Annotated in this window: 13 protein-coding genes; 6 read left to right on the top strand and 7 right to left on the bottom strand. The window is 68.5% G+C overall.

Annotation, left to right across the window (positions count from 1 at the left end):
• Nucleotides 1–185: 185 nt before the first annotated feature.
• Entirely contained in the window at nucleotides 186–1,031 is an 846-nt protein-coding gene (locus tag KZ686_RS03405; protein ID WP_407648526.1) for an aquaporin, read from the top strand.
• Here KZ686_RS03405 and KZ686_RS03400 read toward each other — a convergent pair.
• A complete protein-coding gene (locus tag KZ686_RS03400; protein ID WP_265633006.1) occupies nucleotides 1,015–2,802 on the bottom strand; it encodes a carbohydrate porin in 1,788 nt (595 codons plus the stop codon). The genes KZ686_RS03405 and KZ686_RS03400 overlap by 17 nt on opposite strands.
• A 551-nt stretch (nucleotides 2,803–3,353) precedes the next feature.
• Here KZ686_RS03400 and KZ686_RS03395 point away from each other — a divergent pair.
• From KZ686_RS03395 to dinB, 3 genes are all read left to right on the top strand, one after another.
• Complete coding sequence (locus KZ686_RS03395) at nucleotides 3,354–4,499, top strand: TRAP transporter substrate-binding protein (protein WP_226107825.1); 1,146 nt, start codon at nucleotides 3,354–3,356, stop codon at nucleotides 4,497–4,499.
• A gap of 95 nt (nucleotides 4,500–4,594) precedes the next feature.
• Entirely contained in the window at nucleotides 4,595–5,485 is an 891-nt protein-coding gene (gene rarD, locus KZ686_RS03390; protein WP_265633005.1) for an EamA family transporter RarD, read from the top strand.
• Nucleotides 5,486–5,685: 200 nt separating this feature from the next.
• Nucleotides 5,686–6,903 (top strand): DNA polymerase IV, encoded by a 1,218-nt coding sequence (gene dinB, locus KZ686_RS03385; RefSeq protein ID WP_265633004.1) that lies wholly within the window; start codon nucleotides 5,686–5,688, stop codon nucleotides 6,901–6,903.
• Nucleotides 6,904–6,939: 36 nt separating this feature from the next.
• Here dinB and KZ686_RS03380 read toward each other — a convergent pair whose 3' ends face one another.
• Nucleotides 6,940–7,983, bottom strand: a complete 1,044-nt coding sequence (locus KZ686_RS03380; protein ID WP_149317451.1) for a DUF2272 domain-containing protein — start codon at nucleotides 7,981–7,983, stop codon at nucleotides 6,940–6,942.
• Between the two features lie 295 nt (nucleotides 7,984–8,278).
• Nucleotides 8,279–8,557: an HU family DNA-binding protein gene (locus KZ686_RS03375; protein WP_006579334.1), complete on the bottom strand. Its 279-nt coding sequence runs from the start codon at nucleotides 8,555–8,557 to the stop codon at nucleotides 8,279–8,281.
• 1,146 nt (nucleotides 8,558–9,703) lie between these two features.
• Here KZ686_RS03375 and KZ686_RS03370 point away from each other — a divergent pair.
• Entirely contained in the window at nucleotides 9,704–10,300 is a 597-nt protein-coding gene (locus KZ686_RS03370) for an SET domain-containing protein (protein WP_149317452.1), read from the top strand.
• Between the two features lie 28 nt (nucleotides 10,301–10,328).
• Here the strand turns inward: KZ686_RS03370 and KZ686_RS03365 are convergent, their stop codons facing one another.
• The 4 genes from KZ686_RS03365 to phhA form a co-directional block, all read right to left on the bottom strand.
• On the bottom strand, nucleotides 10,329–11,993 hold the full coding sequence (locus KZ686_RS03365) for a sensor histidine kinase (protein WP_265633398.1): 1,665 nt from the start codon (nucleotides 11,991–11,993) through the stop codon (nucleotides 10,329–10,331).
• Nucleotides 11,994–12,162: 169 nt separating this feature from the next.
• Nucleotides 12,163–12,867: a response regulator transcription factor gene (locus KZ686_RS03360; RefSeq protein ID WP_023263551.1), complete on the bottom strand. Its 705-nt coding sequence runs from the start codon at nucleotides 12,865–12,867 to the stop codon at nucleotides 12,163–12,165.
• Between the two features lie 301 nt (nucleotides 12,868–13,168).
• Entirely contained in the window at nucleotides 13,169–13,486 is a 318-nt protein-coding gene (locus KZ686_RS03355) for a 4a-hydroxytetrahydrobiopterin dehydratase (RefSeq protein ID WP_149317453.1), read from the bottom strand.
• Nucleotides 13,487–13,697: 211 nt separating this feature from the next.
• Nucleotides 13,698–14,645, bottom strand: a complete 948-nt coding sequence (gene phhA, locus KZ686_RS03350) for a phenylalanine 4-monooxygenase (protein ID WP_265633003.1) — start codon at nucleotides 14,643–14,645, stop codon at nucleotides 13,698–13,700.
• Nucleotides 14,646–14,887: 242 nt separating this feature from the next.
• Between phhA and KZ686_RS03345 the strand changes: the two genes are divergently transcribed.
• A complete protein-coding gene (locus KZ686_RS03345) occupies nucleotides 14,888–15,361 on the top strand; it encodes an Lrp/AsnC family transcriptional regulator (RefSeq protein ID WP_149317455.1) in 474 nt (157 codons plus the stop codon).
• Nucleotides 15,362–15,388: the final 27 nt, after the last annotated feature.

The following is a 15,388-nucleotide window of genomic DNA, read 5'->3' as shown; positions in this document are numbered from 1 at the left end:
CCTTCGCTCCGCGTTCGATGTCCACCCGCCGTCCTTGCGCCATGTCTGCGGCAGATGCCGCCTCCGTCGATGCACGGGCCGATGCACCCGTTAATGCACCCGTTAATGCACCAGTTGATGCACCGGTGGATGCACCGGTGGATGCACGGGTCGATGCACGGGTCGATGCACCGGCTGAGTTCGCAATCCCGCTGGCGCGCAGACTGGTCGCCGAGGCCCTCGGCACGGCGCTGCTGGTCGCGGTGGTGATCGGCTCCGGGCTGCGCGCCGAGCGGCTCGCGGCGGGCAATGTGGCGCTGGCCCTGCTGGTCAACTCGCTGGCGGGCGGCGCGGGCCTGGCCGCGCTGCTGCTGGCATTCGGCGGCATGTCGGGCGGCCATCTGAATCCGGCGGTCACGCTGTCGGCCTGGCTGCGCGGCATGCTGCCGGCGCGCGAGGCGTTGCGCTATGTCGCCGTGCAGCTGGTGGGGGCGGTCGCCGGCGTGGTGGCGGTCCATCTGATGTTCGGCGAGCCGCTGCTGGCCTGGTCGGAGCAGGCGCGCACCGGCGCGCCGCTGTGGTGGAGCGAATTCCTGGCGACCTTCGGCCTGATCGGCGTCGCAATGGGCACCGCCCACGCCCGGCCCGCGCTGCTGCCGTTCGCGGTCGCCGGCTATATCGCCGCGGGCTACTGGTTCACCGCCTCGACCTCGTTCGCCAATCCGGCGCTGACGCTGGCGTGCGCGCTGACCGCGACCTTCACCGGTATCCGCGCGATCGATGTGCCGGGCTTCGTGCTGGCGCAATGCGCCGGTGCGCTGACGGCGACGCTGATGTTCCATTGGCTGCTGCGGCCCGCACCGCGCGGCAGTGCGACCCGAACCGGGGCCGGTTGCGCCGCCGCTAGTGCCGCCGCGAGTGCCGCCGCGAGTGCCGCTGATCGCGCGGAGATCGGTCCGGTCCGCGGTCCCGTCCGCCGCCCCGTCAGCGGCGCCGTCGACGGCCGCATCGGCAGCCCCGCCGGCAGCGCCACCCCTACCAGCGCCGATTGAGCTGGATCCCGAAGATCGAGCCCGTGGCCTGCGAGGCCCAGGCGTCGGCCGGCGCCGCGAAACTGATGCCGTCGACGTCGTTGGCGCGGCTGTAGGTGTAGAAGGCGCGCAGATTGGCGTTGCCGGCGGCCTTGCCCAGCGTCAGCGTCGGCGCCACCGTCAGCGCGGTGCGCTGGCCGCTGACGCCGAAGCCCGACGAGATCTGGTCGTGCGCGACCTCGAAGCTCAGGCGGAAGCGCTCGGTCGGCGCGTAGGCCGGGCGCACGCGCGTGGTCATCCATTGCAGCGTGCCCAGCGCCGAGCGGTCGTATTGCAGGCTCGATTCGACCGAGCCGATCAGGCCCGCGCGGCCCTTCCATTCCATCGATTCGGCGACCCGCACGCGCGACAGCGTGTCGCCCATGCCCGAGTAGCCGGTCATCGCGGTACGGCTGCCGGTGCCGTATTGCAGGCCGAAGCGGTTGGTGCCGGCGAGCACGCCTTTCTGCTCGTGCATCGCCGACGCCCACCAGGCATTGCCGGCGGCGTCGGCCAGCGCGTCGGCCTCGACGCGCGTGAAGCCCAGCTGCAGCGTGCCCTTGTCGTTCACGCCGATCGGTGAGGTGCGCACCGAGTGATAGCTGGGCAGATGCTGCCCGTTGGTGTCGTTGCGGGCGGTGTACTGGTAGCTCAGGCCGACACCGGCGAGCTTGGCGTCGTCGACGCCGAAACGCAGCGCGCTGGAGGTCGGCGGCAGCAGGCCCGACGACATCAGGAACGGCGAGGTATCGCGCCGCCCGGCCCACATGGTGGCGCCGTCGAGCGCGGCGATGCCCTTGACCGCGGTATAGAACTGCGGGATTAGCTGATAGGGATCGACCGGGGCGGGGCGCCCGTCGATGGTGGTGGTGTTGGTGCCGCGCGCCTGCGCGACCACCTCGATCGCAGCGCCGCCGTCCAGCGTATACAGCTGCTCGCGCAGCTTGACCTCGCCGCTGCTCTGGCAGGCCACGCCAAGGCCGATGCCAGTCGACAGGCTGCCGCCCGGGCAGGCCCGCATCGCATGGGTGTTGTCCTCGTAGGCCGCGCGTCCGCTGTACGACAGGCTCCAGACGGTCTCCTCGGCCGGCTCGGTGCTCGGCAGGTTGGAGGCGAACACCGGCGGCGCATCGCTCGGCGTCGCATCGCCGCCCGCCGAAGCCATGGCCTCGGGCATGAACTCGCCCAGCCGGTTGGGAAACAGCACCACCGGCGGCGGCGCGGGGGGCAGTGGCTCCGGCGGGCCCACCACGCCGGGGTCGAGCTCGGCCAGCGCGGTCTGTTCGGGGGTATCGGCGGGCGGCAGGTTCAGCGTTTCGGTGGCGGCGTCGGCCGGGGCGGTCGCCTGCGCTTCCCGCTGAAGCAGGCCCGCCAGCGGGTCCGCTTCAGCCGGCGGCTGCCCGGGTGCGGGGCTTGCCGCCTGCGCCGCAGCGGCCGGCTGGTTGTCCGTTTGGGTCTGCGTTTGATTCTGCGATGAGTGCTGCGTCTGGTTCCGCGCTGGATGCTGCGCCGGATTCGATGGCCAGCTCGACAGCTGCGCCACCGCGGGCACCGGGGCGGTGGGCGCAAACACCGGCGGCGCGATGGGCTCCGGCGCCGGCGGCGTCTGCGCGCAGGCGGCGATACCCCAGGCCGCCAGGCCGGCCAGATACAGCCAGCGCGGACGCGGCAGTACGGGCGATCGGACTGACGAACGGCGGGTGGACCGGTTCAGCGAACGACGGCGAGAGGAAGACGACGCGGACAACGGCATGCGGTGACAACAGGACAGCGGCAAAAGTGCAACGGTGAGGTGCAGCGGCAACGTACAACGGCAGGCTACGGGCTTCGGCCGTGCCGGACCGACGGTTTTATCAGCCGGCCTGATTGGACAGCAAGAGAGGTTACAAAATCCATCGGCCGTGCACTCCAGGTAACGAAAGCGTACGGTCGGCCACGGAGGCAAACACGGCGGACCGGCGCGGATCGGTCGTGGAGGGGCAGGGAATCAGCCGCGAATCGCGGCCCGCCAGGGCGCGTCATACCGCACTTTCCTAGCGAAAACCCGGACACTGGCGCGGCCCCGTGGCGAATTGGGCACCGCTATAATCGATCAGCCTGCTGGAACGGGTATGAGCGGGCAACCAAGGGGTGAATCCGGGCCTGTTATCGGCGCAAGCTGCCACGTCGGCGGGTGCGCCGGTAACAGGCCCGTTGTTGCGCGCTGTCGTACCACGGCTTGCCGCGCGTCCCCGGCCAGCGCTGGAGTCGACGCACTCTCTCGCCTTCGGCCGGATCAAAATTCGAAAACGAGGAGAGTAGTCGATGGAACGTCGTTCCTTTCTGTTGAAAGCGTCGGCCGTGGCCGCCACCGGTGCCCTGGCCGCCTGCGGCAAGCAAGAGCAGGCCGCCGCCCCGGCCCCGGCCAGCGCGCCCGGAACGCCCGCCGCGCCTGCCGTGGTCGGCAGCAATCCGGCCGTCGAATGGCGCCTGGCGTCGAGCTTTCCGAAATCGCTCGACACCATCTACGGCGGCGCCGAGACGCTGTCCAACCGGGTCAAGGAACTGACCGACGGCAAGTTCAACATCAAGGTGTTCGCCGCCGGTGAAATCGTGCCGGGCCTGCAGGTGCTGGACGCCGTGCAGAACAACACCGTGCAGATCGGCCACACCGCCGGCTACTACTACTTCGGCAAGAACCCGACGCTGTGCTTCGACACCACCATCCCGTTCGGCCTGACCGCGCGCCAGCAGACCGCGTGGATGGTGCAGGGCAACGGCATGAAGCTGATGCGCGAGTTCTTCAAGGAATACAACGTCGTCAACTTCCTGGGCGGCAACACCAACGCGCAGATGGGCGGCTGGTTCCGCAAGGAGATCCGGACCGTCGCCGACCTGCAGGGCCTGAAGTACCGCGTCGCCGGTTTCGCCGGCGTGGTGCTGTCGCGCCTGGGCGTGGTGCCGCAGCAGATCGCCGGGGGCGACATCTATCCGGCGCTGGAGAAGGGCACCATCGATGCCGCCGAATGGGTCGGCCCGTATGACGACGAGAAGCTGGGCTTCTTCAAGGTCGCGCCGTTCTACTACTACCCGGGCTGGTGGGAAGGCAGCGCGCAGTTGTCGTTCTACGCCTCGGCCAGCGAATTCGAGAAGCTGCCGGCGCTGTACAAGCGCGCGCTGGAGACCGCGACCTTCGAAGCGCACACCACGATGATGGCCAAGTACGACACCGTCAACCCGCAAGCGCTGGCGCGCCTGCTGGAGAACGGCGTCAAGCTGCGCCCGTTCTCGCGCGAGATCATGGAGGCGTGCTTCAAGGCGACCCAGGACGCCTACGCCGAGGAAAACGGCAAGAACCCGTCGTTCAAGAAGATCTACGACGACTGGCGCGTGTTCCGCAACAACCAGGCCGCGTGGTTCAACGTCGCCGAGCAGGGCTTCGCGCAGTTCAGCTTCGCCCGCAAGCTGTAATCGGCGTTCCGCTGTCTTCCTTGCGGGCGGCTTCACGCCGCCTGCAAGGCTCGGTCCGCACCGGTAGAATCCCCTGCTTCTGAGAGGATTCTCCGATGCAGACCGGCATACTCTACGCCCTGCTGGCGTACATCATCTGGGGCCTGCTGCCCCTGTACATCAAATCCCTCCACGGCATCGCGCCCCTCGAGATCCTGCTGCACCGGATGGTGTGGTCGCTCGTGCTGCTCGGCGCCATCCTGGCGATCCGCCGGCAGTGGGACTGGCTGCGCGCGGTCTGGTCCGATCGCCGCCTGCTGCTCGGCTTCGTCGCCAGCGCCACGCTGCTGTGCGGCAACTGGTTCCTCTATATCTGGGCGGTGTCCAACGACCGCGTGGTCGACGCGAGCCTGGGCTACTTCATCAATCCGCTGTTCAGCGTGCTGCTCGGCGTGGTGTTCCTGCGCGAGCGGCTGCGGCCGGCGCAATGGGCTTCGATCGCGCTGGCGGCGGCCGGCGTGGTGTGGCTGACCTTCGCCGCCGGGCAGCTGCCGTGGATCGCGCTGGCGCTGGCCGGCACCTTCGGCGGCTATGGCCTGCTGCGCAAGACCGCGGCACTGGGCGCGCTGGAGGGGCTATCGCTGGAGACGCTGCTGCTGTTCCCGTTCGCCGCCGGCGCGCTGGCGTGGATGTTCGCCACCGGCCAGGCAGGCTTTGCCCATGCGAGCCTGGGCGTGCAGCTGCTCGTCGCGATGGCGGGACCGGTCACCGCGGTGCCGCTGCTGTTCTTCGCCGCGGCCGCGCGGCGCATCCCGCTGTCGCTGCTGGGCCTGCTGCAGTACACCGGCCCGACGCTGCAGCTGCTGCTGGGCGTCTGGCTGTATCACGAGCCGTTCCCGGCCGACAAGCAGCTGGGCTACGCGATGATCTGGGTATCGCTGGCGCTCTATGCGCTGGAGGGTTTCTGGATGTCGCGGCGTCGTCCGCCCGCGGTGGCGGTGGACTGATTCATCGATGGCATCGATGAAACGATTCGTGGGAAATGCCTGATCATTCATCGGCACCATGATTCTGCCTGACGAGCGGTTGGCCGCGACAATCACCATGCCGGTAATTCGAACGAATCGGTGCGTTTCCATCGATGTGACGGATGTCGCTGGCGCCGGCTCGGCAGCGTTTGATTATTGCCACGAATAATCAAACGCCCATGACCACCACGCCGGCCCCACCGCTGCGCAAGATCATCCATTGCGACTGCGACGCCTTCTATGCCTCGGTCGAGATGCGCGACGACCCCTCGCTGCGCGGCCGGCCGATGGCGGTCGGCGGCTCGCCGGACCGGCGCGGCGTGATCGCGACCTGCAACTACGAGGCGCGCGCCTATGGCGTGCGCTCGGCGATGTCGTCGGCGCAGGCGGTCAAGCGCTGTCCCGAGCTGCTGATCCTGCGGCCGGCGATGGACAAGTACAAGGAAGCGTCGCGCCGGATCTTCGGCATCTACCGCGAATACACCGAACTGGTCGAGCCGCTGTCGCTGGACGAGGCCTATCTGGACGTCAGCGCGTGCCGCCAGCACCAGGGCAGCGCCACGCGCATTGCCGAGGAGATCCGCCGGCGCGTGCGCGAGGAGGTCGGCGTCACGGTCTCGGCCGGCGTCGGCCCGAGCAAGTTCATCGCCAAGATCGCCAGCGACTGGAACAAGCCCGATGGCCTGTTCGTGGTGCGGCCCGAAGCGGTCGACGCCTTCGTCGCCGCCTTGCCGGTCGAGCGCATCCATGGCGTCGGGCGGGTTACCGCGGCCAAGCTCAACCGCCTCGGCGTCAAGACGTGCGCGGATCTGCGGGCCTGGACGCCGGACCTGTTTCATCGGCACTTCGGCAGTTTCGGCGGCCGGCTCTACAACCTGTGCCGCGGCATCGACGAGCGGCGCGTGTCGCCCGAGCGCGAGCGCAAGTCGATCAGCGTCGAGGAGACCTATGCCGACGACCTGCCCGACCTGCCGGCGTGCCTGGCCGAGCTCGACCCGCTGATCGCGCAGCTGGAGGCCCGCATCGCGCGGGCCGGCGCCCAGCACGTGATCCACAAGCTCACGGTCAAGCTGCGTTTCTCGGATTTTCGCCAGACCACGGTCGAATGCCGCGGGCAGATGCCGGACCGCGCCGTCTACGCACGGTTGCTGGCCGAGGGCCATGCGCGGCGGCGGTTGCCGGTACGGCTGCTGGGCGTCGGCGTGGCGACCAGCGATCCTGACACCGCGCAGCTGGACCTGTTCCGCGATCTGGCCGATGTCGATGGGGATGTCGATGCGGATGCCGATGCGGAGATCGACGACAACGACTACGACGGTGAGGGCGAGAACGGGGGTGAGGGCGGCGGCCGCGATGGAGACGGAGACAGAGGCGGCAACTGGCACGAACGCCGCTGACGCCTGGCATCCGAGGCCCGCCGCCTCCGTCCCGGCTTACGGCAACTGGTTGCGCATCAGTACCAGCCAGGGCGCGTGCGAATTCGTGAAGCCATCCACCATTCCCGAATCGCCCAGCTCGATCAGTTCCATCGACACCGACTGCTGCAGATTGCCGCCGATGGTCTTGACCACGCGGGCGGTGGCATCGATCTCGACCACGATATCGCAGTGCATCGGCGTGGTGCCGAAGCCGATTTCGTCGACGCCGCTCAGGTATTTGTCGCGGCCGCGGCCGGCGCACAGGATGTCCCCCGGGCGCGGCATGGCCGGCAGCGGCTCGAGGCGGAAGGCCGGCGCAGGCAGGATGCCGTCGCGCGCGTCCACCACATACATCGAATGCGATTGCCCGGTCAGGAACTGGCGCTCGTTCAGCCCGGCCTGGCGCAGCACCCACGAAATGAACACCGCGGACCAGGCCCATCGTCCCTCGGTGATCTGCTGGCAATCGACCTCCTTGCCGACGATCGCCCAATAACGCTGCGCCAGCGCGCAGCCCTGCGGGGTCGCTTCCATGCCGGTGCCGTCCGGAAAGCCGGCGCAGCCGGGCGCTGCGGTGGTGCCGAAGCTCTCGTCGGTATCGGCCGACGAGGCGTTCAGCGAGCCGTTCTGCAGGAGCTCCTCGATGCCGTCAGGCAGCGCCGGCGGCGGCGGTGGCAGCGGACTGCTGACCACGCAGGCGGTGTCGTCGCGCCCGATGCGGATGGTCTGGCCACCCCAGCGCTGCCATTCCTGCAGCGCGATCTGCACGATGCGCTGGCGCGGCGTGGCGCCCGGCATCGGTGCCGGCGCCTGTACCTGGGCCTGCGGCAACGGCATCGCCTGCGGCCGCGCGGTCGGCGGCGGCGAGGGCGGCTGGGAAGGGGGCGTCGCGCACGCGGTCAGCAGGCAGGCGGCAACCGTGCCGGCAAGCACGGAAAAACGGGTACGCAGCACGGTCAACGCACGTCCCGCCAAACCCGCGGAGCGCTGTGGAAAATCATGTGAGAAACGATGTGAATAACGCTGTGGAAATCCGGGTGGCAAGGCGCGCATCGGCATGACCTGAAAACGGCGGGCTACGACGAGTAATTGGCGCGCAATGGCGCTGCAAGGCCCGTGGAATGCGGGAAAAACACGGGAAAGAACGCGGAACCGGCACGCCGCGGCAGGCTTCGCGGCACCGCATCGGGCGCCGCACGGCCCAGGGGCCGATGCCGGTGGAAAAACGGGGAAAAGCCTTGCGGCTACGTTGTGGATAACATTTCCCGCCCAGTGCCCCACGCTCGCCTTGCGGCGACGGGCGGCGGCACGGCGGGACCATGCAGAACCGGGCTGGTCGGTACCGCCCGACAGCTTACTGATTGACGGCGTCCTTGAACTTCTGGCCGGCCTTGAACTTGACCGTCTTCGCGGCTTCGACCTTGATCTCTTCGCCGGTACGCGGGTTGCGGGCCATGCGTTCGCCACGCTCGCCCTGGCTGAACGTACCAAAGCCGATCAGGCTCAGGGTGTCGCCCTTGGCAACGGCGTCCATGATGGCGTTCAGGGTCACGTTCAGTGCCTGCTCGGCCTTGGCCTTGGTCAGACCATCCACACCCGCGGCGATCGCGTCGATCAGTTCGGTTTTCGTCATGCTTCACTCCGTATCGAGTTGAAAAAACACATTGCCTTCCCGCCCGCCCGGTGTGCCGGACGTGGCCCCGGAAAAGGCGCTGCGGGCCACATCATACCGTGTCACGCCGGCCGGTCCCCGCGCGACATTGTTACAGCAACCCTTGGCTGGACAAGGCCTGCCGGGGTGGGAGGGGGGATCGCGACGGTTTACGGGCGGCACAAGCCGCCATATGCGCTGCCGTATACGCTGTCGTCCATGGGGCCGTATACGCCCCGTGGCGGCCTCGGCTTGCCCAGGACGTGCCATGTGCCGTCCAGGGCGTTAACCGGCCTCTGAAGGCCTCTGAGGGGCTCCGAAGCCTTCCGGTCGCGTCCCGGCCGCTGCCGGCTTGGGTATACGCCGGTTTGTCGACGTTCGGCTGCCAAGGTTCAGGCGTATATCGCTGTCCGAACGATGGGCTTGCCCAGGGTATACGCGTCGAGCGGGTAACCGCGTCCGACGTATACCCGTCGATGGAGGTAAACGCAGCCCGCGGGGTTTACCTCGTTTTCCCCGTTTCGCTTCGCAGCCGACAGGGGGACGTAGTCCCTTTGGTTTAGATAGTTCTTTTGATGTATACGGATAGTAGTAGTAGGTAAACCCGCCCCCTTTCTGTGGACAAGTCGGTATACGTCAGTTGAATCAACGGTTTACCGAATGCAGAACCATCGGGACGAAATCCCGGGGCAGGTGGATGACTCAGCCGTTCGGTGGAGGACCCCGCCGACAAGGCTAGGACTTATGCCCGAGGCATCCCCATGCCAGCCCCAGGCGGCCCACATCAAACCCGCGTGCTTATCCACAGAAGAAGGCCGGGTTGTCCACAGAGCGGACCCGCATCGCGACCCCTGCCGACCGGTATACGCCGGGCGGACGGCGTGTCTGATGGACCGCTTCTTGCACGTTCTTGCGTTAACCGAACGCCGGCCCTTGCGAAACGAGGCGTCAGGCCGGCGTGAGGCGGAAGTCAGACGTGGTCACGCGGAAAGCGAGGTATACGCCCAGCCACGCACCGTCACGCGGCGCGGGTATCATCCCGCATCGCCCGGATGGCAGGCGCCGGCATCGGGCACACGACCAGCAGACAGACCAGACGACGGTAAACAGACGGTAAACAGGACGGATATGGCCGAACAGTCGAAGCGCAAGCAGGACAGCAAGGGAGAAAAGAGCGACAAGGCGGGCAAGGCCGCGAAGGCGCAAGAGCTGGAAAAGGTCGAAAAGGCGGGGAAAGCGGCAAAAGCGGCAAAAGAGAAGAAGCCCAGGACCGCCAAGGACCGCATCGAGGTCCGCCAGTCCGGCGTGCACGGCAAGGGCGTCTATGCGATCGCGCCGATCGCCGCGGGCGAACGGATCATCGAATACAAGGGGGAGCGCATCTCGTGGGAGACCGCGCTGGATCGCCATCCGCACGATCCGACCGACCCCAACCACACCTTCTATTTCAGCCTCGAGGGCGGCGACGTGCTCGACGCCAAGTTCGGCGGCAACCGTTCGCGCTGGATCAACCATGCCTGCGAACCGAACTGCGAGGCGCGCGAGAAGAAGGGCCGGGTGTTCATCCACGCGCTGCGCGATATCGAGGCCGGCGAGGAACTGTTCTACGACTACGGGCTGGTGATCGACGCCCGCTATACGAAGAAGCTGAAGAAGGAGTTCGAGTGCCGCTGCGGCAGCCCGAACTGCCGCGGCACCATGCTGGCGCCCAAGGGCAAGCGCTGAAGCCCTGCCGCCGGGGCGCGGTCCAGGGCTAGCCCGCGCCCGGCGCCTCGCACGGAATCCGGATCACGAAGCGCATGGTCGCGCGCGCCTGGCCATCGGCGCGCTGCGATTCGCCTTGTGATTCGCCTTGTGATTCCCGCTGCGATTCGCGCCGTGATTCCACCTCGGGCACGTCCTCGATGCTGATGCTGCCGTGATGCAGGCTGATGATCTCGTGGACGATCGCCAGTCCCAGCCCGGCGCCGCCCGGGGTGGCTTCGGGACTGCGCCCGGGCACATGGTCGCCGCGGAAGAAGCGCTTGAACACCTCCTCGCGCCGCGCCGGTGCAATGCCGGGCCCGTTGTCCTCGATCATCACCACCGCCATGCCGCGATGGCCGATCGCCTCGCCGCCGGCGCGCACGGTGATGCGGCCGCCGGCGGGCACATACTTGACCGCGTTGTCGATCAGATTGTTCAGCGCCTCGCGCAGCAGCAGCCGGTTGCCGCGCACCATCGATGGCGCGGCGCCGGTGAAGGTCGGCCCCGGCAGCGTCTCGAAACCCAGGTCGATATGGCGCGCCAGCGCCTGCGGCACCCATTCGGCGCCGGTCTCGAAGGCCAGCGTCGCGAGGTCGAAATGCTCGATCGGACCGAGGCGCTCCAGCGACAGGCCGGGCTCGGCGCGCGCCAGCGACAGCAGCTGGTTCGACAGCCGCACCGCGCGGTCCGCCGCCGATTGCAGCTCGCGCAGCGCGTGGCGCGTGACCTCGGGGTTCTCCGCCTCCACCGCGCGGTCGGCATGCAGCTTGACCGCGGTCAGCGGCGTGCGCAGCTGGTGTGCGGCATCGGCGATGAACTTGCGCTGGGCGTCGAGGGCGTCGCGCAGCCGCGCCAGCAGCGCGTTGAGCGCGCGGATCAGCGGCTCGACCTCGGCCGGCACCTGGGTCTCGTCGAGCGAGGCCAGCGAGCGTGCGGTCTGCCGGTTCAGCTTGTCGGTCAGGATCTGCAGCGGCACCAGCTCTTCCTTCAGCACGTGCGACAGGATCAGGCTGCCGACCAGCAGCAGCAGGATCAGCGGCACCGATACCGACAGCAGGATTTCGTTGGCGGCCGTCTCGCGCCGGTCCAGCAGCTCGGCCACCTCGACGACGATGGGGCCGCGTGACGGCGAACCGGCGGCCTGCGGCGCGCTGGCCGAGCCCGCGGCGTCGTTCGGCACGCTGTCGATTACGTTGTCCGCCACGCCGCCCGCCATGTCGGCGGTGGTATCGATGTCGCCATCGGCGGGGGTCGTCTGCACCGGATCCAGATGCACCGGCAGCCGCACCGCCCGTACCTGCCGTCCGCTGAACCAGGCGTAGAACAGCCGCGCATCGTGCAGCGTGGTCTGGCCGGTGCCGTAGCCCAGCCAGGTATCCATGCCGCCGATCAGCCCGTCCGGCCCGTGGATGCGCCAGTAGATGCGGTCGCTGCCCTCGGCCTCGACCAGGGTCTGCGCGATCGCGGGGATGTCGTGTTCGAGCCGGGGACCGGCGATGCGGATCTGCTGGGCGATATTGTTGGCGACGCCGTACAGCGCGCGGTCGAACACCTGCGTGGTGTAGTGCGCCGCGAGCCAGTAGGACAGCGAGCCGCTGGCGAGCACCAGCGCGAACAGCGGCGTGGCCAGCGCCCGCAGCAGATGGACGCGCAGGCTCTGGGTCGAGGCCAGGCGTACCTGCTGGGCGCCGCCGCCGTTTGAACGGGAACCGCCAGCCCCGCCAGAACCGCCGGCCCCCCCGTTGCCGTTGGTTCCCCCGGTACCGCCCTGGCCGCCGGATGGACCTTCGCCGCGCGCGCTCCGCAGAGGCGCCTGGAGCCGCCGCACGCCGCGCCTCGCGCTAGGCCTGGCCGCGGCTTTGCAGCAGGTAGCCGAAGCCGCGCACCGTCACGATCTCGACGTCGCTGTCCTCGAGCTTCTTGCGCACGCGATGGACGTAGACCTCGATCGCGGTATCGCCGACGGTGTCGCCGCCATCGCCGGCCGGATGGGCGAAGGTCGCCAGGTGGTCCTGCAGCTGGGCCTTGCTGACCACGCGCCCTTGCCGCTGCAGCAGCAGCTCGAGCACCGCGAACTCGCGCGGCGACAGTTCCAGCGGCTTGCCGTCGAGGAACATGCGCCGGTCGCTGCCCGACAGCCGCAGCCGGCCCAGCCGCACGTCGCGGTCGGGCGCCGCCTCGCCATGCTGGCTGCGGCGCAGCAGCACGCGCACGCGCGCCTCCAGTTCGGGAAAGGCAAAGGGCTTGACCAGGTAGTCGTCGGCGCCGGCGTTCAGGCCGGACAGCTTGTCCTCGAGTTCGTCGCGCGCGGTCAGGATCAGCACCGGGGTGGTGCGGTTGCGGGCGCGGTAGCGCGACAGCAGGGTCATGCCGTCGATGCCGGGCAGGCCCAGGTCGAGGATCACCAGGTCGTGCTGCTCCTTGAGCAGATGCTCGGTGGCATAGACCCCGTCATGGACGACGCGCACCTGGTGGCCCGCCTGGAACAGGCCGGCTTCGACGCCGCTGGCGATCTGGCGGTCGTCTTCGATCAACAGGATGCGCATGGGCGAAAGGTTCGGCTGGGTTCGGCAGGGATGCTCGGGGGAGCGCCGCAGGTAGCGCGGCTGGCGTCGCGCTTCGGGTGCCGGGCGCCCCGCCTGGCCGCCGATTGTACCGCGCAAGGCGTGGGCCTTCCTTTCGATTGGCTTGCGGCGGGGGACCGCGGTTGGTCACGCTGGGCCCCGCGGTGTGCCCCCCGGGTCGGCCCTGCGATCGGGCTACGCGATCGGGTTACGCGGCGGGTCCTCGCGGTCCGCCCCGATGCCTTGGCAACGCGCCGTTGGCAGCGCGCCCGCCGCTCAGCGCTCAGCGCTTGGCCAGCGTCGCCGCGGCCTGCTCGATGAAGCGCGCCAAGTCGATATCGCGCTGGGTCAGGCCGTTGGCGTCATGGGTCGACAGCGTGATGTCGACGCGGTTGTAGACGTTGAACCATTCGGGATGGTGGTCGGCCTTCTCGGCCTGCATCGCCACGCGCGTCATGAAGGCGAAGGCGGCGTTGAAGTCGGCGAAGGTAAAGCGCTTGTGGATAGCGTCGCGATCGGCGACCGCGGTCCAGCCGGGCAGCGACGCCAGCAGCGGCGCGCGTTCCTGTTCGGACAAGGGGGAAAGGGTGGCAGACGTCATGATGGCAAGGCCCGGAAAGTCGAAATCGGAAAATGGCAGAGCCGGCCCGCCCGGCCGTTGCGGTCGGGCATGCCGGCATTCTTTCATAAAGCCCGGCAATGGGGCGTGGAATGGCGTGGAACAGCCGCGCAACGGACGCGCAACGGACGCGCAATCGGCGCGAACCAGGGCGCAACCGGCGTCCCGCAAAGGGCCGCCGAACGCGGCGGCCTCAGATATCGTCGCTGTCGCTCCAGCCCTCGCGGTTGCCGACCTGCAGCACCTGGTCGCCCTCGGCGATGTCGCCCGCGCCCAGCGTCGGCTGCTGGCGCAGCTCGGCGTACAGCGGCGTGAAGTCCGGGCGGGTCGCTTCGAACAGCTGTTCGAAGCTGTCGATGACGAAATAGGTCTTCTGGAAGGTGTCGATCCGGTAGCGGGTGCGCATGATGCGGCGGACGTCGAAGCCGATCCGGTTCGGGCTGGCCGAGTCCAGGCTGTAGATCGACTCGCCCTGGCTCGACACGATGCCGGCGCCGTAGATGCGCAGGCCCTCGGGCGTGCGGATCAGGCCGAATTCGACGGTGTACCAGTACAGCCGCGCCAGCATGTCGAGCGCGCCCATGCCCGCCGCCTTCAGGCCGCCCTGGCCGTAGGCCTGCATGTAATCGGCGAAGACCGGGTTGATCAGCAGCGGCACGTGGCCGAACACGTCGTGGAAGCAGTCCGGCTCCTGCAGGTAGTCCAGCTGCTCCGGCTTGCGCATCCACCAGCTTGCCGGAAAGCGCCGGTTGGCCAGATGCTCGAAGAAGACCTCGTCCGGCACCAGGCCCGGCACCGCGACCACCTGCCAGCCGGTGGCGGCCATCAGCTTGTCGTTCAGGCGGGCGAAGTCGGGCACGCGGTCGGCGTCCATGCCCAGCGTGTCCAGGCCGCGCAGGAATTCGTCGCAGACCCGGCCGCGCAGCATCGAGGCCTGGCGCGCGCACAGCTGGCGCCAGACGGCGTGGTCGGCGTCGGTGTAGCGGTGCAGCGGCTGCGCGATGGTGAAGTCGGGGTTCAGGTCCGGGTCGGACAGCAGGCCGGCTTCGAACTGCTCCTTCAGCTTGTCGGTCAGCGTGCCGGCAAAGGCGGGCGCCGACGCGGCTTTCTGGTCCTGGGTTGGGTCGAGGATCGCTTCCATCTGGCTTGTCTCCGGCGATTCGGTGGGGCCATGCCCTTGATCTTGTCCGGCTCCTGTCCGTTCTGGGGGGTTGGCGCGCCCGGGCTGGCATTTGCAGGTTTGCCGCACGCGGTCCCTCGCGCATGCGGGATTTCTGCAAAGTCTACCGAGATGGCGCTGCAAAGAGCCCGCAAAAACGGCTTGGATTGCCGTTCCGATGCGGGTAATCTGCATAAAACGCAAAACCGATGCAGGATCCTTGTATGCTGAGCCTCGACAACTTCGATCTGGCCCTGCTGGCCGCGCTGCAGGCCGATGGCCGCAGCACGCACCAGCAGCTGGCCGAGCAGGTCCATCTGTCGCCCAGTCAGGTGGGCCGACGCATCGCCCGGCTGGAGGCCGAGGGCGTGATCGCCGGCTACCGGGTCGTGCTGTCGCCGCCCGCGCTGGGCCTGGGCGTACTGGTCTTTACCAGCGTCAAGCTGGCCCACCATGGCGACACGGCGATCGAACGCTTCCGCGAGGAGATCCTGCTGCTCGAGGAGGTGCAGGAGTGCTACTCCGTCGCCGGCGAGGCGGACTACCTGCTGCGCATCGTCGTCACCGACCTGCCGGCGCTGGCCGATTTCACCATGCGCAAGCTGATGCGCGTGCCCGGCGTCGAGAGCGTGCGTTCCAATATCGTGCTGACCGCGCTGAAGCGGGAAGGGGCGTTGCCGCTGTCCCATCTGCGGTGACACTGCGGCGCTGACGCCTGGCTGACC

Source organism: Cupriavidus cauae (genome assembly GCF_026210475.1).
Classification (GTDB): Bacteria; Pseudomonadota; Gammaproteobacteria; order Burkholderiales; family Burkholderiaceae; genus Cupriavidus; species Cupriavidus cauae.
Note: the sequence above shows the minus strand (reverse complement) of the source record. Positions and strands in the feature narration are given on the sequence as shown.